This window comes from Streptomyces sp. CA-106110 (genome assembly GCF_050936285.1).
Classification (GTDB): domain Bacteria; phylum Actinomycetota; class Actinomycetes; order Streptomycetales; family Streptomycetaceae; genus Streptomyces.
The window spans coordinates 4,267,266-4,288,107 of the sequence record NZ_JBNJNB010000001.1 but is presented as its reverse complement, the minus strand read 5'-3'; the positions used below and the strand labels follow the sequence as shown (position 1 = coordinate 4,288,107).

Sequence of the window (20,842 nt, the reverse complement as noted above, 5' to 3'; positions counted from 1 at the left end):
CAGTGGCATGCGGTCACGCATCCATGGCCTGGGAGCGAACGGCCGGCGATCTGCCGCAGCCGGCAGGAGACCGTGCGACACGAGGGCGCCCCCTGCCATGGGCAGGGGGCGCCCTCCTCGTCGCGGAGCCGTGGGCACGGCGTCAGCTGCGGTGACCCTCGCCCAGGTGGTGGACGCGGACCATGTTCGTGGTGCCGGGGACCCCGGGCGGGGAGCCGGCGGTGATGACCACGATGTCGCCGTCGTTGAACCGCTTGAGCCGCGTCAGCTCCTGGTCCACCAGCTCGACCATCTCGTCGGTGCTGTTCACGAACGGCACGACGTGCGACTCCACGCCCCAGCTCAGCGCCAGCTGGTTGCGGGTGGACTCGTCCGTGGTGAACGCCAGGATCGGCTGGCAGGCCCGGTAGCGGGACAGCCGGCGGGCGGTGTCACCGGACTTGGTGAAGGCGACCAGGCCCTTGCCGCCCAGGAAGTCGGCGATCTCCGCGGCGGCGCGCGCCATCGAACCGCCCTGTGTGCGCGGCTTCTTACCCGGGACGAGCGGCTGCAGGCCCTTGGACAGCAGCTCCTCCTCGGCCGCCTGGACGATCTTCGACATCGTCTTGACCGTCTCGATCGGGTACGCGCCCACGCTCGACTCGGCGGACAGCATGACCGCGTCGGTGCCGTCCAGGATGGCGTTGGCCACGTCGGAGGCCTCGGCGCGGGTCGGACGGGAGTTGGTGATCATCGACTCCATCATCTGGGTCGCCACGATCACCGGCTTGGCGTTGCGGCGGCACAGCTCGATGAGCCGCTTCTGCACCATCGGGACCTTCTCGAGCGGGTACTCGACGGCCAGGTCGCCGCGGGCGACCATCACGCCGTCGAACGCCATCACGACGTCCTCCATGTTCGCCACCGCCTGCGGCTTCTCCACCTTGGCGATGACCGGGACGCGCCGGCCCTCCTCGTCCATGATGCGGTGGACGTCCTTGACGTCGTTGGCGTCCCGCACGAACGACAGCGCGACCATGTCGCAGCCCATGCGCAGCGCGAACCGCAGGTCGTCGATGTCCTTCTCCGACAGCGCCGGGACGTTCACCGCCGCGCCGGGGAGGTTGATGCCCTTGTGGTCGGAGATGACGCCGCCCTCGATGACGATCGTCTTCACCCGGGGGCCCTCGACGTCCGTGACCTTCAGCTCGACGTTGCCGTCGTTGATGAGGATCGGGTCGCCCTTGGAGACGTCGCCCGGGAGTCCCTTGTACGTCGTACCGCAGATGTGCTTGTCGCCCGGGACGTCCTCGACGGTGACCGTGAACGCGTCACCGCGCACCAGCTCGACCGGACCCTCCGCGAAGGTCTCCAGACGGATCTTCGGGCCCTGCAGGTCGGCGAGGACACCGATGGCCTTGCCCGCCTCGGCGGCGGCGGCGCGCAGGCGTACGTACCGTGCCTCGTGCTCTTCGTGCGAGCCGTGGCTGAAATTGAAGCGGGCCACGTTCATGCCGGCTTCGATCAGCGAGACGAGCATTTCGTGGGAGTCGACCGCTGGGCCGAGAGTGCAGACGATTTTCGAACGGCGCATGGGGCGATCCTATCGGTTTGTTTCGCTGCGGAATATTCCGTCTGGCGGAAAGTACAAACGGGCGGGCCGGTGCTCAGGCGAGAGCCGATCGAAATGGTTCAGTTGCCCTTTCCGACCAGTGCGTAGGTCTGTGTGGCGATCTCCAATTCCTCGTCCGTGGGCACCACGGCGACCGCCACCCGCGCTCCGGCGGGCGAGATCAGCCGCGGCTCGTCGCCGCCTGCGGCGTTCAGGGCGCCGTCCACCGCCAGGCCCATTTCCTCGAGGCCCGCGACGGCAGCCTCCCGCACCGGGGCCGCGTTCTCGCCCACCCCGGCCGTGAAGGCGATCGCGTCCACCCTGCCGAGTACCGCGTAGTAGGCGCCGATGTACTTCTTCAGCCGATGGATGTAGATGTCGAAAGCGAGCCGCGCCTGCGCGTCGCCCTCGTCGATCCTGCGCTGAATTTCCCGCATGTCGTTGTCGCCGCACAGACCGAACAGGCCGCTCCTCTTGTTGAGGAGAGTGTCGATCTCGTCCATGGACATTCCGCCAACACGCTCCAAATGGAAGATGACGGCGGGATCCAGGTCCCCGGAGCGCGTCCCCATCACCAGCCCCTCCAGCGGGGTGAGCCCCATGGAGGTGTCCACGCACCGGCCGCCCCTGACCGCGGAGGCGGACGCGCCGTTGCCCAGATGCAGCACGATGACGTTGACGTCTTCCGGCGCCTGGCCCAGCAGCTTCGCGGTCTTCCGGGACACATACGCGTGCGAGGTCCCGTGGAACCCGTAGCGCCGGACCCGGTGCCGGTCCGCGAGCTTCACGTCGATCGCGTAGCGGGCCGCGTACTCTGGCATCGTCGCGTGGAACGCCGTGTCGAAGACGGCGACCTGGGGCAGGTCGGGGCGCAGTGCCATGGCCGTACGGATGCCGGTGAGATTGGCCGGGTTGTGCAGCGGCGCGACGGGGATCAGCCGCTCGATCTCCGTGAGCACTTCGTCGTCGACGACGGTGGGCTCGGTGAAGAACATGCCGCCGTGCACCACGCGGTGGCCGACGGCCGCCAGCTCGGGCGAGTCGAGCCCGAGGCCGTCCTTGTCCAGCTCCTCGGCGACCGCCTTGAGGGCCGCCTGGTGGTCGGCGATCGGCCCGTTCTGCTCCCGGGTGCCGCCCGTGGCGAGCGCGGTGTGCTTGATCCGCGACGTCTGCTCGCCGATGCGCTCGACGATGCCCACGGCGAGCCGGCTGTTGTCGCGCATGTCCAGCAGCTGGTACTTCACCGACGAGGAGCCGGAGTTGAGGACGAGGACGCGGGTCTTGCTCACAGGGCTGCTGCCTTCTCGGTGGGGATCTGGGCCTGGATCGCCGTGATGGCGACCGTGTTGACGATGTCCTGGACGAGAGCGCCCCGGGAGAGGTCGTTGACGGGCTTGCGCAGGCCCTGCAGAACGGGGCCCACGGCGATCGCACCGGCCGAGCGCTGTACGGCCTTGTAGGTGTTGTTGCCGGTGTTGAGGTCCGGGAAGACGAGCACGGACGCCTGCCCGGCGACCTGCGAGCCCGGGAGCTTGGTCGCCGCGACACTGGGCTCGACCGCGGCGTCGTACTGGATGGGGCCCTCGATCATCAGGTCGCCGTCGCGCAGCCGCACCAGCTCGGTGGCCTCGCGCACCTTGTCGACGTCGGCGCCCGAGCCGGAGGTGCCGGTCGAGTACGACAGCATCGCGATCCGCGGCTCCACCCCGAACTGCCGGGCGGTGGTGGCCGACTGGAGGGCGATGTCGGCGAGCTGCTCGGCGTCGGGGTCGGGGTTCACGGCGCAGTCGCCGTAGACCAGCACCTTGTCGGCGAGGCACATGAAGAAGACCGAGCTGACGATCTTCGCGTCGGGCCTGGTCTTGATGATCTCGAAGGCCGGCCGGATGGTGGCGGCCGTGGAGTGCACGGCCCCGGACACCATGCCGTCGGCGAGGCCCTCCTCGACCATGAGGGTGCCGAAGTAGTTCACGTCGGCGACGATGTCGTACGCCAGCTCCATCGTGACGCCCCTGTGGGCGCGCAGCCGGGCGTACTTCTCGGCGAAGGTCTCGCGCAGCCCTGAGGTGGCCGGGTCGATCAGCTGGGAGTCGCCGAGGTCGATGCCGAGGTCGGCGGCCTTCTTGCGGATCCCGTCCAGGGGACCGAGCAGCGTCAGGTCGCAGACGCCGCGGCGCAGCAGCACTTCGGCGGCGTGAAGCACGCGCTCCTCGGTGCCCTCCGGGAGCACCACCCGGCGCTTGTCGGCGCGGGCCCGCTCCAGCAGCTTGTGCTCGAACATCATCGGCGTGACCCGGTCGCTGCTCGGGGCGGACACCCGGTCCAGCAGGCCGGCGGTGTCGATGTACCGCTCGAAGAGCCCGAGCGCACGCTCCGCCTTGCGCGGAGTGGCCGCGTTCAGCTTCCCCTCCAGGGAGAACAGCCGGGCCGCGGTGGGGAAGCTGTTGCCGGGCACCGAGAGGACCGGGGTGCCCGGGGCGAGGCGGTCGGCGAGGGAGAGGATCTCGGTGCCGGGGACCTCGTTCAGGGTGAGCAGGACACCGGCGATCGGCGGGTTGCCCGCGCTGTGGGCGGCCAGCGAGCCGACGACGAGGTCGGCGCGGTCGCCCGGGGTCACCACCAGGCATCCCGGGGTGAGGGCACCCAGCAGGTTCGGCAGCATGGCGCCGCCGAAGACGAAGTCGAGGGCGTCCCGCGCGAGCCCCGCGTCATCACCGAGGACGACGCGGGCGTCGAGGGCCTGGGCTATCTGCGCGACCGTGGGCGCGGACAGGGCCGGGTCGTCGGGAAGGACGTAACAGGGGACGGGAAGCAGGGAGTCGAGCCGCCCGGCGATCTCGTCCCGGTCCTCGGCCGCGACCCGGTTCGCGACCATGGCGAGCACATCGCAGCCGAGCGTGTGGTAGGCGCGATAGGCATTGCGCACCTCGGCCCGCACGGAATCGTGGGCCTGCTTGCGCCCGCCCACGACCGGGATCACCGACGCCCCGAACTCGTTGGCGAGCCGGGCGTTGAGGGACAGCTCGTCGGGGAGCTGGGTGTCGGCGAAGTCGGAGCCGAGGACGAGGACGACCTCGTAGTCGCGGGCCACCGCGTGGAAGCGGTCGACGAGGGTGGACACCAGCTCGTCGGTGCCGCGCTCGGCCTGGAGCGCGGACGCCTCGTGGTAGTCCATCCCGTGCGCGGTCGCCGGGTCCTGCGACAGCCGGTACCGGGTGTGCAGCAGCTCGAAGAGACGGTCGGGGCCGTCGTGGACGAGGGGGCGGAAGACGCCGACCCGGTCGACCTGCCGGGTCAGGAGCTCCATGACTCCCAGCTCGACGACCTGGCGGCCGTCGCCGCGGTCGATCCCGGTCACGTACACGCTGCGCGTCACGCGTGCTCTCCGTTCCGTCTCTCGGGTGGGGTGGCGGGCAGGGGCTCGGGCGGCCCGCGGGTCGCTCTGCGCCCTCTCGTGCGTCGAGGGATGGCACGGGCGCCTTCGACCGATTCAAGATGTTTTTATGGGGGTTCCGTGGCTCGCGAAATCCCCCCACGAGGGTGAACAGAACCCCCTTGACAATACCTCTGGCGCTGGATAAGGCGCCCGTCAGGCCCCCCAGGGCCGGGGTGGGTCGGCAGGGGGTGGTGCGGGAGCGGCACCCGTCTGTGGGCCGTGAAACAATCGGATTGGCTCACCGGTATCTACAGCGAGCAGGAGACACAGCACGATGCGCATCGGAGTACTCACCGCAGGCGGCGACTGCCCGGGCCTGAACGCAGTGATCCGGTCGGTCGTGCACCGCGCGGTGGCGCAGTACGGCGACGAGGTGATCGGCTTCGAGGACGGCTACCGGGGTCTGCTCGACGGCCACTACCGCACCCTTGACCTGGACGCCGTCAGCGGCATCCTGGCCCTCGGCGGCACCATTCTCGGCTCTTCCCGCCTGGAGCGCGACCGGCTGCGCGAGGCCTGTGAGAACGCCTCGGACATGATCCGCGACTTCGGCATCGACGCCCTGATCCCGATCGGCGGCGAGGGCACGCTGACGGCCGCCCGGATGCTGTCGGACGCGGGCCTGCCCGTGGTCGGCGTCCCCAAGACGATCGACAACGACATCTCCTCCACGGACCGCACCTTCGGCTTCGACACGGCGGTGACGGTGGCCACCGAGGCGATGGACCGCCTGAAGACGACGGCCGAGTCCCATCAGCGCGTGATGGTCGTGGAGGTCATGGGCCGCCACGCCGGCTGGATCGCGCTGGAGTCCGGCATGGCGGCCGGCGCCCACGGCATCTGCCTCCCCGAGCGCCCCTTCGACCCGGCCGACCTGGTCAAGATGGTCGAGGAGCGCTTCGCCCGCGGCAAGAAGTTCGCGGTGGTCTGCGTCGCCGAGGGCGCGCACCCCGCCGAGGGCACCATGGACTACGGCAAGGGAGAGATCGACCAGTACGGCCACGAGCGGTTCCAGGGCATCGGTACGGCGCTGGCGTACGAGCTGGAGCGGCGGCTCGGCAAGGAGGCCAAGCCGGTCATCCTCGGCCACGTCCAGCGCGGCGGCACCCCGACCGCGTACGACCGGGTGCTCGCGACCCGCTTCGGCTGGCACGCGGTCGAGGCGGCGCACCGCGGGGAGTTCGGCAAGATGACGGCGCTGCGGGGCACGGACGTGCTGATGGTGCCGCTGGCCGAGGCGGTCACCGAGCTGAAGACGGTGCCGAAGGACCGGATGGACGAGGCCGAGTCGGTGTTCTGACGGAGCCGCCGGTCCCCGGGCGGCAGCGGCCGCCGGTGGGGGACCGGCCGGCGATCGTCGGCCGCGCGGTGCCTGGGGGAGCGGGGGGCGACCCGCGAGGTGAGCGGGCTCCCTGCGCACCTCGCGGGTCGCCCGCCGTCACCCCTTGACCGCCCCGCCCAGCGCGAACCCGCCACCCAGCCGGCGCGCGACGAGCACATACAGCAGGATCACCGGCGTCGAGTAGATGATCGAGAACGCCGCCAGCTGCCCGTACGCCACCATGCCGCGGTTGCCGAAGAACTCGTTGATGCTCACCGACGCCGGCATCTGGTCCGGGGTGAGCAGCAGCATGAACGGCACGAAGAAGTTGCCCCACATCACCACGAACGAGAACACCGTCACCACCGCGACCCCCGGCCCCATCAGCGGCAGCACGATGCGGACCAGGGACTGGAACCAGTTCGCGCCGTCCGTCCACGCCGCCTCTTCCAACTCCTTCGGGACGCCGTCCATGAAGTTCTTCATCAGCCAGATGGCGAAGGGGAGTTGAGAGGCGGCGAAGAACAGGATCGTGCCCTGCACCGTGTCGATCAGGTTCACCTGAACGAACAGCGCGTACACCGGCACCATGATCGCCGTGATCGGCAGGCTCGTCGCGAACAGGATCGTCAGCAGGAACGGCCGGTTCAGCCGGGACCTGAAGCGCGACAGCGGATACGCGGCGAGCGCCGCGCAGACCACGGTCAGCAGTGTCCCCCCGCCGCACAGGATCAGGCTGTTGAGCAACGGGGTGAATGTGATGTCGGGTTTCAGGACCGCGTCGAAGTTGTCCAGGGTGACGCCGTCCGGGGCCTTCACCCGCAGATCCGCGTGCGGGTCCACCGAGGACAGGACCACCCACACGAGCGGCAGGGCGAACGCCGCGGCCGCCACGAGCAGGCCGGCGTCGGCCGCCAGACGCCGGCCCGTTCGGCGGGAGACGAGCGTGGACGCCACGTCAGACCTCCGTCCGCAGCAGCCGCATGTACACGACCGAGAACACCGAACCGACCAGCAGCAGCAACAGTGCCACCGCCGTCCCGTACCCGATCATGCTGTTCTGGAAGGCCTGTTCGTACATGAACAGGGGCAGGGTCTGGCTCTTGTTCCCCGGCCCGCCCCTCGTCATCACCCAGATCAGCCCGAAGACCGACAGCGTCTGGAGCGTGTTCAGCATCAGGTTCGTGCCGATGGAGCGACGGATCATCGGCAGCGTGATGTGCCACATTCGGCGTGCGCCGCCCGCCCCGTCCACCTGCGCCGCCTCCGTGATCTCCTTCGGGATCTCGTTCAGCGCCGCCGAGTAGACCAGCATGGAGAACGCCGTCCCCCGCCACACGTTCGCGAACGACACGGCCAGGATCGGAAGCGTGTAGAGCCAGTTCTGGGACGGCAGCCGGAGCCAGTCGAGGATCGCGTTCAGCGTGCCTTCCTTGCGGAAGAAGGCGTAGAGCAGAAAGCCCGCCACCACCTCCGGCAGCACCCACGCCGTGACCACGATCCCGCCCGTCAGGGTGCGGACCGGCTTCGAGGCCCGCTGCATGAGCGACGCCAGGGCGAGCCCCAGCGTGTTCTGGCCGACCAGTGAGGACAGCACGGTGAACACGAGTGTCAGCCAGACGGCGTTGAGGAAGGCCTCGTCCCCGAACGCCGTACGGAAGTTGGCGAAGCCGACGAACGACGAGTGGGCCTGGCCCGTGAGTTGCAGGTCCGTGAAGGCGATGTACGCGCAGTAGGCGATCGGGCCCGCCAGGAAGAGCAGCAGCAGGACCACGGCGGGGACCACCGGCAGCGCACGGGCCAGCGAGCGGTGCGGATCGCTCACTTCTGGACCACTTGGTCGTTCGTCGCCGCCTTGAGCGCCTCGTCGTAGCCGCTCGCGGCCTTCTCCACGGATGCGTCACCCGTGGTCACACTCTCCATGGCCTCCTGGATGGCGGTCGACACCTTGGGGTACGCCGGATACGCCGGCCGGTAGTGCGTACTGCTCACCAGGTCGGTGAAGAACTTGATGCCGGGCTGTGCCTTCACGTACGACGGGTCCGACGCCACGTCCTTGCGCACCGCGATGCCGGAGTTGGCGATGTACCACTTCTGCGCGTTCGCCTTGGTCTGCATCGTCTGGATGAACTTGAAGGCCAGGTCCGGGTTGCCCGCCTTGGCGGGGACCGACCAGGTCCAGCCGCCCGACATGCTCACCTTGCCCGGCGCCTGGCCGTGCTGGGTGGGCATGGGGGCGAGGCCCAGCTGCTGCGACCACTCGGGCCATTCGTGACCGCTGCCCGGCAGCCAGTCCTGCGGGAGCCAGGAGCCGTCGAGGTCGATGCCCAGCTTGCCCTTGGGGAGCAACTCACCGCGGACGATGGTCTGGATGTTGGGGTCGAGGGCCTGGGAGACGTCCGTACCCAGCTTCTCCTTGTACACGGTCTCGACGAACCCGAGCGCGTCCTTGAAGGCCTGGCTCCCGGCGATCCACTTCTTGGTGCCCTTGTCGTACAGCGGGTCGGACGTGCCGTCGCCCGTCCCGTACAGGAGCATCTCGAAGCCCTGCATCGTCGCCGCCTCGCCGGCCGGTTTGCCGGTGTAGACGTTGAGGGGCGTGACGTCGGGGACCTTCTGCTTGATCGTGCGGGCGGCGGCGAGGACGTCGTCCCAGGTCTTCGGCTGCCAGTTCGTGGGCAGGCCCGCCTTCTTGAAGATGCCCTTGTCGAACCAGAGGCCCCGGGTGTCGGTGCCGTCCGGGACGCCGTACGTCTTTCCGTCCTCGGCCCGGGCCGCGGCCTTCGCCGTGTCGATGAACTGGTCCCAGTCCTTCCACTTGGCGAGGTAGGGGTCGAGCGGCTTGAGATAGCCGCTGGTGATGTCCGAGTTGATGAGGAAGGTGTCCTCGTAGACCAGGTCGGGGGCGGTCTTGGGGGAGCGGAGCATCTGCTGGAGCTTGGTGTAGTACTCCGAGTCGGGGGCCTTGATGGGGACGAGTTCGACCTTCTTGCCGGGGTTCTCCTTCTCGAACTGCTTCTTGATACCGGCGAGGTAGTCGTCCATGACATGGATCGAGTTGTCGGTCGACTGTTTGAAGGAGACCTTCACCGTGTCCGGGTCGCTGCCGGAGCCGCTGCCGCACGCGGTGAGAGTGGTCGCGGCGAGGGCAAGAGCAACGAGGGCGGTGAGCGGGGCAGTTGAGCGGGGGCGGACGGCGGTGGGGCGCACGGGCACGACCTCCTACGGGCTCACTTCGCTGTGGCCTGGATGACTGCCCGGTGAACGTAAGTGGAGTGGTCTAGTCAGGTCAATGCGTCTGCAAGGGATTGGATACGGAGCTCCGCCTACCGGCCCTTCTCGGCGGTCCGGATCCACCGGTAGACCAACTCCGGCCGCCCCACCTGCCCGTAGAGCGGACTCCGTCCGGCGCGCCCCGCCTCCACGAGGTGCTCGAGGTACCGCCGCGCCGTGATCCTGGAGATCCCCACCGCCTCGGCGGCCCCCGCCGCGGTGAGCCCCTCCTCGCAGTCGCGCAGCGCCCCGGTCACCCGCTGAAGCGTCGGCGCGCTCAGCCCCTTCGGCAGGGCCGGGGGGCCCGGCGCCCGCAGTGTGGCCAGCGCCCGGTCCACCTCCTCCTGGCCGCTCGCCTCACCCGCCGTCTCGCGGAACTCCGCGTAGCGCACCAGACGGTCCCTCAGCGTCGCGAAAGTGAACGGCTTCAGTACATACTGGACGACCCCCAGCGAGACCCCCTCGCGCACCACCGCCAGGTCGCGCGCGGACGTCACGGCTATCACGTCCGCGTGGTAGCCGGCCGCCCGCAGCGTGCGCGCCAGTTGCAGCCCGTGCCCGTCCGGCAGGTGCAGATCGAGGAGCAGCAGATCCACCGGCGTACGGTCCAGCAGGCGCCGCGCCTCCGCGCCCGTGTGCGCCTTGCCCACCGCCGTGAAACCCGGGACCCGGCCGACGTACATGACGTGCGCGTCGGCGGCCACCGGGTCGTCCTCCACGACCAGGACGCGGATGGGTTCGGTCATGCTTCACCTCCGGACAAAGCGGCCTCCGGCGACGCCGGTTCCGCCGGGGCGGCCGCCTTCATGCTGGGCAACGGCACCCGCGCTTCGAACTCCGCCCCGCCCCCGGCCGACTCGGACACCGTCAGGGTGCCCTCGTGGCGGCGCGCCGTCTGGCGGACCAGGGCGAGGCCGAGACCGCGGCCACCGGTGGCCGTCGCGGGTTTGGTCGACCAGCCGCGTTCGAACACCGCCTCGGTGTGGGCAGGGTGAACCCCGGCGCCCGTGTCCGCGACCCGCAGGACCAGGCCCGACTCGTCCGTGTACGCCGTCACCGTCACCCGGGCCCCGGTGGAACCCTGCGCCGCGTCCATCGCGTTGTCGATCAGGTTGCCGAGGATCGTCACCAGGTCCCGGGCGGGCAGCGACGGTGGCAGCAGTCCGTCGTCGATGCGGCTGTCCCGCGACACCACCAGCTCCACACCCCGCTCGTTGGCCTGCGCGGCTTTGCCCAGGAGCAGGGCCGCGAGGACCGGTTCGTTGACCGCCGCGACCACCTGGTCCGTCAGGGCCTGCGCCAGTTCCAGCTCGGCCGTGGCGAAGTCGACGGCCTCCTCGGCGCGGCCGAGTTCGATCAGCGAGACGACCGTGTGCAGCCTGTTCGCCGCCTCGTGCGCCTGCGAGCGCAGTGCCTGGGTGAAACCCCGCTCCGAGTCCAACTCGCCCATCACGGACTGGAGCTCGGTCACATCGCGCAAGGTGACCACCGTGCCGCGGCGTTCGCCGCCGGAGACCGGGGAGGTGTTGACGACCAGGACGCGGGTGCTCGTCAGGTGGACCTCGTCCACCCGCGGTGCGGAGGACAGCAGGGCGCCGGTCAGCGGGGCGGGCAGTCCCAGGTCCGCCACCGAGCGGCCCACCACCTCGTCGGTCGCCCCCAGCAGCTCCCGGCCGCCGTCATTGATCAGCGCCACCCGGAACTGGCCGTCCAGCATCAGCAGGCCCTCGCGCACGGCGTGCAGCGCGGCCTGGTGGTAGTCGTGCATACGGCTCAGCTCGGTCGCGTTCAGGCCGTGGGTGGAGCGGCGCAGCCGGGCGTTGATCACATAGGTGCCGATGGCGCCCAGGACCAGGGCGCCTCCTGCGACCCCGATCAGGGCCGTCGCCTGGTCCTGGACCCGCGCGCTGATCGACTCGACCTTGATGCCCGCGCTGACCAGGCCGATGATGCGGCCGTCGTCCTCGATGGGGGTGACCGCGCGGACGGACGTGCCGAGCGTGCCGGTGTACGTCTCGGTGAAGGGCTGGCCGTGCTGGGCGGGGGCGATGTGGCCGAGGAAGCGTTTTCCGATCTGGTTCCGGTCGGGGTGGGCCCAGCGGATGCCCTGCGGGTTCATGATCGTGATGAAGTCGACCCCGGTGTCGTCCTGGACCTCGAGCGAGTACGGCTCCAGACGGGAGGTCGGATCGGGGGTCCCGATCGCTTCCCGCACCGAAGGCACATCGGCGACCGAGCGTGCGACCGCCATGGCCTGACGGCCGGCCGCCTCACGCGCCTGACTGCGATCGCTGACGTAGGTGAACAGCGCGTACCCGGCGACGAGCACCGCGATCAGCACGGCCTGCATCGCGAAGAGCTGGCCAGCCAGGCTGCGGGGTCTCGGGAGGCGGGGCGTGAACATGCGTTCAGTCTGCCTCGCGGTTCCGGCTCCCCGTATAAGCGTGAACTAAATGAACGGAAGGGTGACGCCCCTCACACGGCGGGAGATAGTCACCGCATCCCGGGACGCACTCCCCGGCTCCCCCGAGCCCGGTGATCCGACCCCGAGCCCCCGAATCCCGGACGTGAGCCGCACGCCGGTGATGCCGACGAAGACGTCAAGGAGGCAGCCGTGACGACGACGGCACCTGCCGCACCCGCCGCGAGGCGGGATCGCACCCACTATCTCTACATAGCCGTGATCATCGCGGTGGCGCTCGGCATCGCCGTGGGCCTGATCTGGCCCGACTTCGGAGTGGAGCTCAAACCCCTCGGCACGGGCTTCGTGAACCTGATCAAGATGATGATCTCGCCGATCATCTTCTGCACGATCGTGCTGGGCATCGGCTCGGTGCGCAAGGCCGCCAAGGTCGGTGCCGTCGGCGGTATCGCACTCGGCTACTTCCTGGTGATGTCCCTGGTCGCGCTGGCCATCGGGCTGGTCGTCGGAAACGTCCTGCACCCCGGTGAGGGCCTCCATCTGACGAACGCGATCAAGGACGTGGGCCACGCCCAGGTGTCACCGGACGCGCTGCCGCCGGTCGACTTCGTGCTCTCGATCATCCCGACGACCTTCGTCTCCGCCTTCACCGAGGGCCAGGTCCTGCAGACCCTTCTCGTCGCACTCCTCGCCGGCTTCGCGCTGCAGGCGATGGGTTCGGCGGGCGTCCCCGTGCTGCGCGGCGTCGAGCACATCCAGCGGCTGGTCTTCCGCATCCTCGCCATGGTGATGTGGGTCGCCCCGATCGGTGCCTTCGGAGCGATCGCCGCCGTCGTGGGCTCGGCCGGCCTGGACGCGCTCAAGAGCCTCGCCGTACTGATGCTCGGCTTCTACGTCACCTGCGTCCTGTTCGTCTTCGTCGTCCTCGGTGCCCTGCTGCGCCTCGTCGCGGGCCTGAACATCTTCACGCTCTGCAAGTACCTGGGCCGTGAGTTCCTGCTGATCCTGTCCACCTCCTCCTCCGAGTCCGCACTGCCGCGGCTGATCGCGAAGATGGAGCACCTCGGTGTCGGCAAGCCGGTCGTCGGCATCACCGTCCCGACCGGCTACTCCTTCAACCTCGACGGCACCATGATCTACATGACCATGGCGTCGCTCTACATCGCCGATGCGCTGGGCACGCCGATGTCCGTCGGTGAGCAGATCCCGCTGCTGCTGTTCCTGCTCATCGCCTCGAAGGGCGCGGCGGGCGTCAGCGGCGCCGGTCTCGCCACGCTGGCCGGTGGTCTGCAGTCGCACAAGCCCGCGCTGGTCGACGGCGTCGGCCTGATCGTCGGCATCGACCGCTTCATGAGCGAGGCCCGCGCCCTGACCAACTTCGCGGGCAACGCCGTGGCCACCGTTTTGATCGGCACCTGGACGAAGGAGATCGACAACGAGCGCGTACAGCAGGTGCTCACGGGCCGGCTGCCCTTCGACGAGACGACGCTGCTCGACGAGGGCCGGACGACTGTCCCGGCCGAGACGCCCGAGCAGGGCGGCGACAAGGAACTGGCCAAGGCCTGAGCCCGCACACCTCGCCATCCGGGCGGCCGGGACGCTCCCCGCGTCTTTCTGCCGCCCGGACCGGACCTCCTCAGCCGTCGAGCGGCCGGGCCCGTACCTCTCGGGCCCGGCCGCTCGGTCGTGTTCCCGGGCGGTCGTTCAGTCGCTCAGCTTGGCCACGAGCTCGGCGGCCCGGGAGGCCGGCACGCCCGCCGCGGTCAGCACGGTGACCGCGGCGGAGCGGCCCGCCTCCCGGGCCGACAGCACGCCCTCGTTCACCGCCTCCATCAGCGCGAACAACATCTGCTCGTGCACGTACGCGAGCGCCCGCGGCGGCAGCGGTGAGGTGAACACACCTTGCTCCAAGCCCTGCGCCAGGACCTTGGCGCACGCCTCGCGCACCGGCGCCAGACGGTCGCGGATGCCCTGCACGCTGACGCTGCGCTGGGCCAGCGCGACCAGGATCCGGTAGCGGTCGGCGACCTCCCACACCGCCAGCGTCGAACGGGCCACCGCCTCCGCCGGGTCCACCACACCCTCGCGGCCGGCCGCGTGCGCCGCCGCGACCGCGTCCACCGCTCCGTCGACGAGTGTGCCGATCAGCGCCTCCCGGCTCGGGAAGTGCCCGTACACCGTGCGCCGTACGACGCCCGCGGCCCGCGCGATCTGGTCCATGGACGCGTCGGGGTCGCGCAGCAGTTCGGCGAGCGCGACCTCCAGGATGCGGCGGCGGTTGGCGTCGGCGCGGCTGGTGTTACCCGTGGTCATGGCTGCCATTCTGCACCGCCGGCCAGTGCCTCCGGGTGCCTCCGGGTGCCTTCACCTTCTTGATTTGCACAGTGCTGTGCAACACCGTACATTGCACACGGCTGTGCAAATACACATCGCTGTGCAAGTCGAGGGCGCTGAGACAGAGGAAGGCCCCAACCATGCGATTCGTCATGAACGAACCGGTCGAGAGGATGGACCGGCCCTACGCCCGGCGCTGGTGGGCGCTGCTCGTGCTCTGCCTGAGCCTGCTGATCATCGTGATGGCGAACACCGCCCTCACCGTCGCCGCCCCGGACATGACCCAGGACCTCGGACTGTCCAGCGCCGACCTGCAGTGGGTCATCGACGGCTACACCGTGCCCTACGCGGCGCTGATGCTCCTGCTCGGCGCGATCGGCGACAAGTACAGCCGGCGCGGCGCGCTCGTCCTCGGGCTGGTGGTCTTCGGCGGCGGGGCCGTCTACGGCTACCTCGCGGACAGCGCCGCCACGGTCATCGCGGCCCGCGCCGTCATGGGCACGGGAGCCGCGCTCATCATGCCCGCCACGCTCTCGCTCCTCGCCGCCACCTTCCCCCGCGCCGAGCGCGCCAAGGCGATCACCCTGTGGACCGCCACCGCCGGTCTGGCCATCGCCGCCGGTCCGCTGGTCGCCGGTGCGCTCCTGGAGGACCACGGCTGGTCGTCCACGTTCCTGATCAACGTGCCGATCGCCGCCGTCGCCCTCGTCGCCGCCCTCGTCCTCGTACCGCCGTCCAGGGCCGCCCACCACGAGCGGATCGACTACGTCGGCGGGCTGCTGTCGGTGGTCTGGGTCGGCTCGCTCGTCTACATGATCATCGAGGGCCCGCACTTCGGCTGGGGCGTCAAGGCGGTCACGGCCGCCGCGATCGCGGGCGCCGGTCTCGTCCTGTTCGTCGTCTGGGAGCTGCGCCACCCGCGCCCCGTCCTCGACGTACGCCGCTTCGCGCACCGTCGCTTCGCGGGGTCCAACCTCGCCGTGGCCCTGTTCTTCCTGGCGGTCTTCGGCGCCTTCTACTACCTCACCCAGCACCTCCAGTTCGTCCTCGGATACGACGCCCTGCAGACCGGTGTCCGGATGCTGCCGCTGGCCGGAGCGGTGTTCGTGGGCTCGGCGCTGACCGGCTACCTCACCCCGCGGATCGGCATGCGGATCACGGTGACCGCGGGCATGGCCGGTGGCACCGCGGCGCTGGCGCTGCTCACCCGGGTCGACTCGGGATCCACCTACGGCGACTTCGTGCTGCCGCTGGTGATCCTGGGCCTCGCGATCGGCCTCGCGCTCTCGCCCTGCACCGACGTGATCATGGGCGCGTTCCCGGAGTCCGAGCTGGGCGTCGGCGGCGCGGTGAACGACACCTCCCTGGAACTGGGCGGCTCGCTCGGCATCGCCATCCTCGGTTCGGTGCTGGCGGGCTCGTACTCCTCGCACCTGGCGGACGCCACGGCGGGCAGCGGGCTGCCGGCGAGCGCGCTGTCCACCGCGCAGGACTCGGTCGGCGCGGGCTACGCGGTGGCTCAGGGCATCGGCGACCGGGCCAGGCACCTCGCCGAGCAGGCGGCGCATGCCCAGAGCGCCCAGCAGGCCGGTCGGCTGAAGGCGCAGGCCGACCAGCTCGCGCACGGCGCACGCCAGATGGCCGACGCGGTCGGCTCGTCCTTCGCGGACGCCGTCGCCCACACCAGCCTGGTCGGCGCGGTGATCCTCGGAGCCGGCACCGTACTGGTCGCGGCGCTGCTGCCGCGCAGGGGGCGCCCGGCCCCGGCCGAGCAGCACAGCGAGGAGCGGGAGCCCGCGACCGCCGGAACCCGCTGACGGCCTCCCGGAACCCCGTCCTGCGCACCCACGTCTCGTAGTACATGCACCATGGTGCCGTGCCGGACCGACCGGCACGGCACTTCGGCGGGAGGCACGGGGGCATGAAGATCGACTGGGACCGGCGCCACTGCGCGCGTCGCGGGCATGTGACCTACGCACCCGACGACCCCCGGCTGCGGACGCGGCTGCACGCCCGGACGGGCGTCGGGGATGCCTGGCGGTGCCTGCGCTGCGGCGACTTCGTGCTGGGCGAGCCGCACGGCTCGGGTCCCGCCGACGAGGCGCCGCTCGTACCGCGCGGCAAGGTGCTGCGCGATCTGTTCATCCTGCGCTTCCTGGCGATCGAACGGGCGGTGCGCGGTGTGTTCATCGCGCTGGTCGCGGTGGCCGTCTGGCGGTTCAGCAACAGCCAGGACGCGGTGCGGCGCCTCTTCAACGAGAACCTGGACGTGTTCCGGCCCGTCTTCCGGCACTTCCACTACGACCTCGACCACTCACCCGTGGTCGGCACCATCCAGAAGTCCTTCGGCTACAAGCACTCCACGCTGCTCCTGGTCGCCGGGCTGCTGCTGGCCTATGCGCTGATCGAGCTGATCGAGGCGGTCGGACTCTGGAACGCCAGGCGCTGGGCGGAGTACCTGACGGTCGTCGCCACCGCGGCCTTCCTCCCGCTGGAGGTCTACGAACTGACCGAGCACATCAGCGCTCTGAAGATCGCCACCTTGGTCCTCAACATCCTCGCGGTCCTCTATATCGCCCTCGCCAAACGGCTGTTCGGCCTGCGCGGCGGCCGTAAGGCGTTCGACGAGGAGCGGCGGAGCGCGTCGCTGCTCGAGGTGGAGGAGTCGGCGGGCTTCCCGGTCACCGTCCGACCCGCGCCTACGTCGGACCCAGCGGGCCCGCGGCCCTGAGTGCGGCTGGTGCCGGCGTACGGGACGCGGTTCCCGCACGCCGGGCTCGGAGTGCTGCTCGCCGGGGTCCTGGCCGCCGTCGCCGTGTACGCCGTCGCCCCGGCCGGCCGCTACGCGTGGGCGCTGCTGCCCGTGCTCGCCGTGTGCGGACTGGGGCAGGGGCTGTTCGCGGTGCCGTTCTTCACCACGGCGCTGTACCGGGTACGCCCGCACGGGACAGGCTCCGCGGCCGGGCTGCTCAACGCCGCGCGGCGGTTCGGCTCGACGCCCGGGTCGCCCAGCTCGGCAGTGTGTTCTTCGCCCGGGGCTCCGGGCCGCGTTCGGTACGGCGGGCCGGGCTGCTGGTGGCCACCGGGATGGCCGGCACCCTCATGACGTCCGGGCGCGGCGCCCGGACGACGGCGCGCGGCCCGGCGGACGCTGCTGCCACCCGGCTGATCGGACCGCCCCGCGCGGCTGCCGCCGCCCGGTCGGCGCGTTGCCCTGACGCCAGGGTCAAGGATTACGGTCGTGCGCATGCGAATCGGCGAGCTGGCGGCGCGGGCCGGGACCACCACACGCACCTTGCGGTACTACGAGTCGCGGGGACTGCTGCCCGCGCGGCGCACGGGCAACGGATACCGCACCTACGACGAGCACGATCTGAAGCTGCTGCGGCAGATCCGCACGCTGCAGGACTTCGGGTTCGACCTGGAGGAGACGCGGCCCTTCGTGGAGTGCCTGCGCGCCGGGCATCCGGAGGGCGACTCCTGCCCGGCGTCGCTCGCGGTCTACCGGCGCAAGCTGGACGAGCTCGACGCGCTGATCGGCGAGTTGCGGGCGGTGCGGGTGAAGGTCGGCGATCAGCTTTCGAGGGCGGAGCAGGCGCAGGCGGCGCTGGCGGCCGAGGCTGCGGTTCCGGGCGGTCCGGAGCCGGTGTGCGAGCTGGGAGGGCAGGAGCGGTGATCAAGGCTGAAGGCGTGACCGAGGTGACGGACGCGGACTTCGAGACGGAGGTGATCGGGGCGCAGCTGCCCGTGCTGGTGGAGTTCACCGCCGACTGGTGCCCGCCGTGCCGGCAGATGGGCCCGGTGCTCAGTGCCCTCGCCGCCGAGGAGAGGGACCGGCTCAAGGTGGTGCAGCTGGATGTGGACACCAATCCGGCGACCACGAACGCGTACAAGGTGCTGTCGATGCCGACGTTCATGGTCTTCCGCGACGGCGAGCCGGTGAAGGCGATGGTCGGGGCGCGGCCCAAGCGGCGGCTGCTGGAGGAACTGTCCGACCTGCTCTGACCGTCGCGGTCACAAAGAAATCCCCCGAGCAATTGCGCTCGGGGGATTTCTTTGCGTATATTCAATGGTTCGCGACTTCAAAAGGGTTGGGCCGCGAAGAAGTTCAGTGGCCTCAGTATATCCGAGCGGGAGCGGAATTGTCAAACACCGAATTTCCGGACGATGAATTGCGTCGGGAGCAGGAATTCATCGACGGGCTGTACGCGCGCGTGGACGCCCTGCGCGGTGACACCGAGGACTCCGTGGCGGACGCGCTGGCACAGGGCGACAAGCCCATGCAGGCCCGGCTGGAGCGGGACATCCTGGTCGCCGAACGCTCGGGGCTGCTGGCGGCGCTGAACGCGGTGGACGGGTCGCTCTGCTTCGGCCGTATCGACCTCACCTCCGGTCGGAGCCACCACATCGGGCGCATCGGGCTGCGCAGCGACGACGCGGAGCGCACCCCGGTCCTCATCGACTGGCGCGCCGACGTCGCCCGGCCCTTCTACCTGGCCACCGGTCACACTCCGATGGGCCTGCGCCGGCGCCGGCACATCGGCACCGAGGGGCGCCGGGTGACCTCCCTGCACGACGAGATCCTGGACCTGAGCGACCGCGAGCGCACCGGCCACGAGGACCCGTCCGGGGACGCCGTGCTGCTCGCCGCGCTCAACGCCGCCCGCACCGGCCGGATGAGCGACATCGTGCAGACCATCCAGGCCGACCAGGACCGCATCATCCGCGCGCCGTACCGCGACGTGCTGGTGGTGGAGGGCGGTCCCGGCACCGGCAAGACGGCCGTCGCCCTGCACCGGGCGGCGTACCTGCTCTACGAGCACCGGGAACTGCTCGCCCGCCGCGCCGTCCTCATCGTCGGCCCGAACCCGGCGTTCCTCGGCTACATCGGCGAGGTGCTGCCCTCGCTGGGCGAGACCGGCGTCCTGCTGGCGACCGTCGGCGAACTCTTCCCCGGCGTGCGGGCGACCGCCACCGACACGCCCGCGGCGGCCGCCGTGAAGGGGCGCGCCGAGATGGCCGACGTCCTCGCCGCCGTGGTACGCGACCGGCAGGCGCTGCCCGACCCGGTGATCGCCATCAAGCACGACCGCGAGGTCCTGATGCTCGACGACGGCCTGGTGAACGTCGCCCGCGAGCGCACCCGTGCGGCGCAACTGCCGCACAACGTGGCCCGCGAGCACTTCGAGGGGCACATCCTCAACACGCTCACCGACATGGTCGCCGAGCGCATCGGCACGGACCCGTACGACGGCAGCAACCTCCTCGACGCCAGCGATGTCACCCAGATCCGCGACGAACTGGCCGAGAACCGCGAAGTTTGGTCCGCCATCGACCAGTTGTGGCCGCGACTGACGCCGCAGCGGCTGGTCGCGGACTTCCTCACGGACCCGGCGGGGTATGTGTCCGACGAGGACGCGGCCGCCATCCGCCGCCGGGTCACGCGTGCCTGGACCACGGCCGACGTACCGCTGCTCGACGAGGCCGCCGAACTGCTCGGCGAGGACGACCGGGTGGCGAGGGCGCGCGCCGAGCGCGAGCGGGAGAGCCAGGTCGCGTACGCGCAGGGCGTGCTGGACGTGTCGTTCGCGTCCCGGACGTACGAGTTCGAGGACAAGGAGGACAGCGACCCCGACGGGTCCGAGGTGCTGTCCGCGCACGACATCATCGACGCGGAGCGGTTCGCCGAGCGGCAGGAGGAGGCGGACCACCGCAGCGCGGCCGAACGCGCTGCGGCCGACCGCACCTGGGCGTTCGGGCACATCATCGTCGACGAGGCGCAGGAGCTGTCGCCGATGGCGTGGCGGCTGCTGATGCGGCGCAGCCCGACCCGTTCGATGACGCTGGTCGGGGACCCGGCGCAGACGGCCGAGGCCGGCGGGGTCGGCTCGTGGTCCGAGATCCTCGCGCCGTATGTCGAGGACCGCTGGGAGCACACCCGGCTCGGCGTGAACTACCGCACCCCGTCCGAGATCATGGACGTGGCGGCGGATGTGGTCCGCGCGGAGAACCCCGGGTTCGAACCGCCGAGTTCGGTACGGTCCACGGGCGTACGGCCCTGGGTGCGGGCCACCGGCGATCTGCCCGCCGCCGTGGCCGAGGCGGTCGGGGAGCTGAACCCCGCCGAGGGCCGGCTCGCGGTGATCGCGCCGCGCGAACTGCACCGGTCGCTCGCAGCACGGCTCGACGGGGTCACGGCGGGCGCGGAACCGGACCTGACCCGGGCCGTCGTGCTGCTCGACCCGCGCCAGTCCAAGGGCCTGGAGTTCGACTCGGTGCTGGTGGTCGAGCCCGCACGCTACGGCACGAGCGATCTCTATGTGGCGCTGACGCGGGCCACACAGCGGCTGGGCGTGCTGCACACCGGGGAGCTGCCGAAGGCGCTGGAGACGGCGCTGGACGTCGCCGCCACCGCCTGAACGGCCTTCTCGTCGAGGGCCGGGGCCGGGGAAGCCGGCCCCGGCC

General features: G+C 70.5%; 17 protein-coding genes. 8 read left to right on the top strand and 9 right to left on the bottom strand.

All coding sequences use genetic code 11. The features are described 5' to 3' along the window. Positions 1-142 precede the first annotated feature (142 nt). The 3 genes from pyk to pta form a co-directional block, all read right to left on the bottom strand. Entirely contained in the window at positions 143-1,573 is a 1,431-nt protein-coding gene (gene pyk, locus ACQEXA_RS19695; RefSeq protein WP_432932732.1) for a pyruvate kinase, read from the bottom strand. Between the two features lie 98 nt (positions 1,574-1,671). Next, the gene (locus ACQEXA_RS19690) at positions 1,672-2,880 is read right to left on the bottom strand and encodes an acetate kinase (protein WP_432932734.1); all 1,209 of its coding nucleotides are present in this window, start codon (positions 2,878-2,880) and stop codon (positions 1,672-1,674) included. Next, complete coding sequence (pta, locus tag ACQEXA_RS19685) at positions 2,877-4,967, bottom strand: phosphate acetyltransferase (protein ID WP_432932736.1); 2,091 nt, start codon at positions 4,965-4,967, stop codon at positions 2,877-2,879. The genes ACQEXA_RS19690 and pta overlap by 4 nt, the downstream gene beginning before the upstream one ends. 334 nt (positions 4,968-5,301) lie before the next feature. Here pta and ACQEXA_RS19680 point away from each other — a divergent pair, with 334 nt between their 5' ends. Beyond that, the gene (locus ACQEXA_RS19680; RefSeq protein WP_359409086.1) at positions 5,302-6,327 is read left to right on the top strand and encodes an ATP-dependent 6-phosphofructokinase; all 1,026 of its coding nucleotides are present in this window, start codon (positions 5,302-5,304) and stop codon (positions 6,325-6,327) included. A gap of 138 nt (positions 6,328-6,465) precedes the next feature. Here the strand turns inward: ACQEXA_RS19680 and ACQEXA_RS19675 are convergent, their stop codons facing one another. The 5 genes from ACQEXA_RS19675 to ACQEXA_RS19655 all read right to left on the bottom strand — a co-directional run bounded on the left by ACQEXA_RS19675 (position 6,466) and on the right by ACQEXA_RS19655 (position 12,025). Continuing rightward, positions 6,466-7,305 carry a carbohydrate ABC transporter permease gene (locus ACQEXA_RS19675; protein WP_359409088.1) on the bottom strand — a complete coding sequence of 280 codons (840 nt, stop codon included), beginning with the start codon at positions 7,303-7,305 and terminating at the stop codon, positions 6,466-6,468. A 1-nt stretch (position 7,306) separates the two neighbouring features. Continuing rightward, positions 7,307-8,173: a carbohydrate ABC transporter permease gene (locus ACQEXA_RS19670; protein WP_433130697.1), complete on the bottom strand. Its 867-nt coding sequence runs from the start codon at positions 8,171-8,173 to the stop codon at positions 7,307-7,309. Continuing rightward, positions 8,170-9,564, bottom strand: a complete 1,395-nt coding sequence (locus ACQEXA_RS19665; RefSeq protein ID WP_432932743.1) for an extracellular solute-binding protein — start codon at positions 9,562-9,564, stop codon at positions 8,170-8,172. Before ACQEXA_RS19665 ends, ACQEXA_RS19670 begins: the two co-directional genes overlap by 4 nt. Before the next feature lie 110 nt (positions 9,565-9,674). Next, a complete protein-coding gene (locus tag ACQEXA_RS19660; protein ID WP_361003980.1) occupies positions 9,675-10,367 on the bottom strand; it encodes a response regulator in 693 nt (230 codons plus the stop codon). Further along, the gene (locus ACQEXA_RS19655) at positions 10,364-12,025 is read right to left on the bottom strand and encodes an ATP-binding protein (protein ID WP_433130695.1); all 1,662 of its coding nucleotides are present in this window, start codon (positions 12,023-12,025) and stop codon (positions 10,364-10,366) included. The genes ACQEXA_RS19660 and ACQEXA_RS19655 overlap by 4 nt, the downstream gene beginning before the upstream one ends. Positions 12,026-12,235: 210 nt before the next feature. Between ACQEXA_RS19655 and ACQEXA_RS19650 the strand changes: the two genes are divergently transcribed. Then, positions 12,236-13,609: a cation:dicarboxylate symporter family transporter gene (locus ACQEXA_RS19650; RefSeq protein ID WP_433130693.1), complete on the top strand. Its 1,374-nt coding sequence runs from the start codon at positions 12,236-12,238 to the stop codon at positions 13,607-13,609. A 138-nt stretch (positions 13,610-13,747) separates the two neighbouring features. On the opposite strand, the gene ACQEXA_RS19645 is transcribed toward ACQEXA_RS19650, so the two are convergent. Continuing rightward, positions 13,748-14,365 carry a TetR/AcrR family transcriptional regulator gene (locus ACQEXA_RS19645; RefSeq protein WP_432932750.1) on the bottom strand — a complete coding sequence of 206 codons (618 nt, stop codon included), beginning with the start codon at positions 14,363-14,365 and terminating at the stop codon, positions 13,748-13,750. 152 nt (positions 14,366-14,517) lie between these two features. Between ACQEXA_RS19645 and ACQEXA_RS19640 the strand changes: the two genes are divergently transcribed. The 6 genes from ACQEXA_RS19640 to ACQEXA_RS19615 all read left to right on the top strand — a co-directional run bounded on the left by ACQEXA_RS19640 (position 14,518) and on the right by ACQEXA_RS19615 (position 20,796). Continuing rightward, positions 14,518-16,194, top strand: coding sequence for an MFS transporter (locus tag ACQEXA_RS19640; protein ID WP_433130691.1), 1,677 nt, complete (start codon positions 14,518-14,520; stop codon positions 16,192-16,194). 104 nt (positions 16,195-16,298) lie between these two features. Further along, the gene (locus ACQEXA_RS19635; RefSeq protein WP_432932754.1) at positions 16,299-17,108 is read left to right on the top strand and encodes a DUF2127 domain-containing protein; all 810 of its coding nucleotides are present in this window, start codon (positions 16,299-16,301) and stop codon (positions 17,106-17,108) included. A gap of 9 nt (positions 17,109-17,117) precedes the next feature. Then, positions 17,118-17,483 (top strand): hypothetical protein, encoded by a 366-nt coding sequence (locus tag ACQEXA_RS19630; RefSeq protein WP_433130689.1) that lies wholly within the window; start codon positions 17,118-17,120, stop codon positions 17,481-17,483. Positions 17,484-17,624: 141 nt separating this feature from the next. After that, positions 17,625-18,053 carry a MerR family transcriptional regulator gene (locus tag ACQEXA_RS19625; protein ID WP_432939567.1) on the top strand — a complete coding sequence of 143 codons (429 nt, stop codon included), beginning with the start codon at positions 17,625-17,627 and terminating at the stop codon, positions 18,051-18,053. Continuing rightward, the gene (locus tag ACQEXA_RS19620; RefSeq protein ID WP_432932758.1) at positions 18,050-18,382 is read left to right on the top strand and encodes a thioredoxin family protein; all 333 of its coding nucleotides are present in this window, start codon (positions 18,050-18,052) and stop codon (positions 18,380-18,382) included. The genes ACQEXA_RS19625 and ACQEXA_RS19620 overlap by 4 nt, the downstream gene beginning before the upstream one ends. A 119-nt stretch (positions 18,383-18,501) precedes the next feature. Beyond that, positions 18,502-20,796 carry a HelD family protein gene (locus tag ACQEXA_RS19615; RefSeq protein WP_432939570.1) on the top strand — a complete coding sequence of 765 codons (2,295 nt, stop codon included), beginning with the start codon at positions 18,502-18,504 and terminating at the stop codon, positions 20,794-20,796. The last annotated feature ends 46 nt before the right edge of the window (positions 20,797-20,842 follow it).

Bases quoted from the DNA above. Each gene is read 5' to 3' on its own strand.
- pyk (WP_432932732.1), bottom strand. From the start codon at position 1,573: ATGCGCCGTTCGAAAATCGTCTGCACTCTCGGCCCAGCGGTCGACTCC.
- ACQEXA_RS19680 (WP_359409086.1), top strand. From the start codon at position 5,302: ATGCGCATCGGAGTACTCACCGCAGGCGGCGACTGCCCGGGCCTGAAC.
- ACQEXA_RS19660 (WP_361003980.1), bottom strand. From the start codon at position 10,367: ATGACCGAACCCATCCGCGTCCTGGTCGTGGAGGACGACCCGGTGGCC.
- ACQEXA_RS19655 (WP_433130695.1), bottom strand. From the start codon at position 12,025: ATGTTCACGCCCCGCCTCCCGAGACCCCGCAGCCTGGCTGGCCAGCTC.
- ACQEXA_RS19645 (WP_432932750.1), bottom strand. From the start codon at position 14,365: ATGGCAGCCATGACCACGGGTAACACCAGCCGCGCCGACGCCAACCGC.
- ACQEXA_RS19640 (WP_433130691.1), top strand. From the start codon at position 14,518: ATGCGATTCGTCATGAACGAACCGGTCGAGAGGATGGACCGGCCCTAC.
- ACQEXA_RS19635 (WP_432932754.1), top strand. From the start codon at position 16,299: ATGAAGATCGACTGGGACCGGCGCCACTGCGCGCGTCGCGGGCATGTG.
- ACQEXA_RS19625 (WP_432939567.1), top strand. From the start codon at position 17,625: ATGCGAATCGGCGAGCTGGCGGCGCGGGCCGGGACCACCACACGCACC.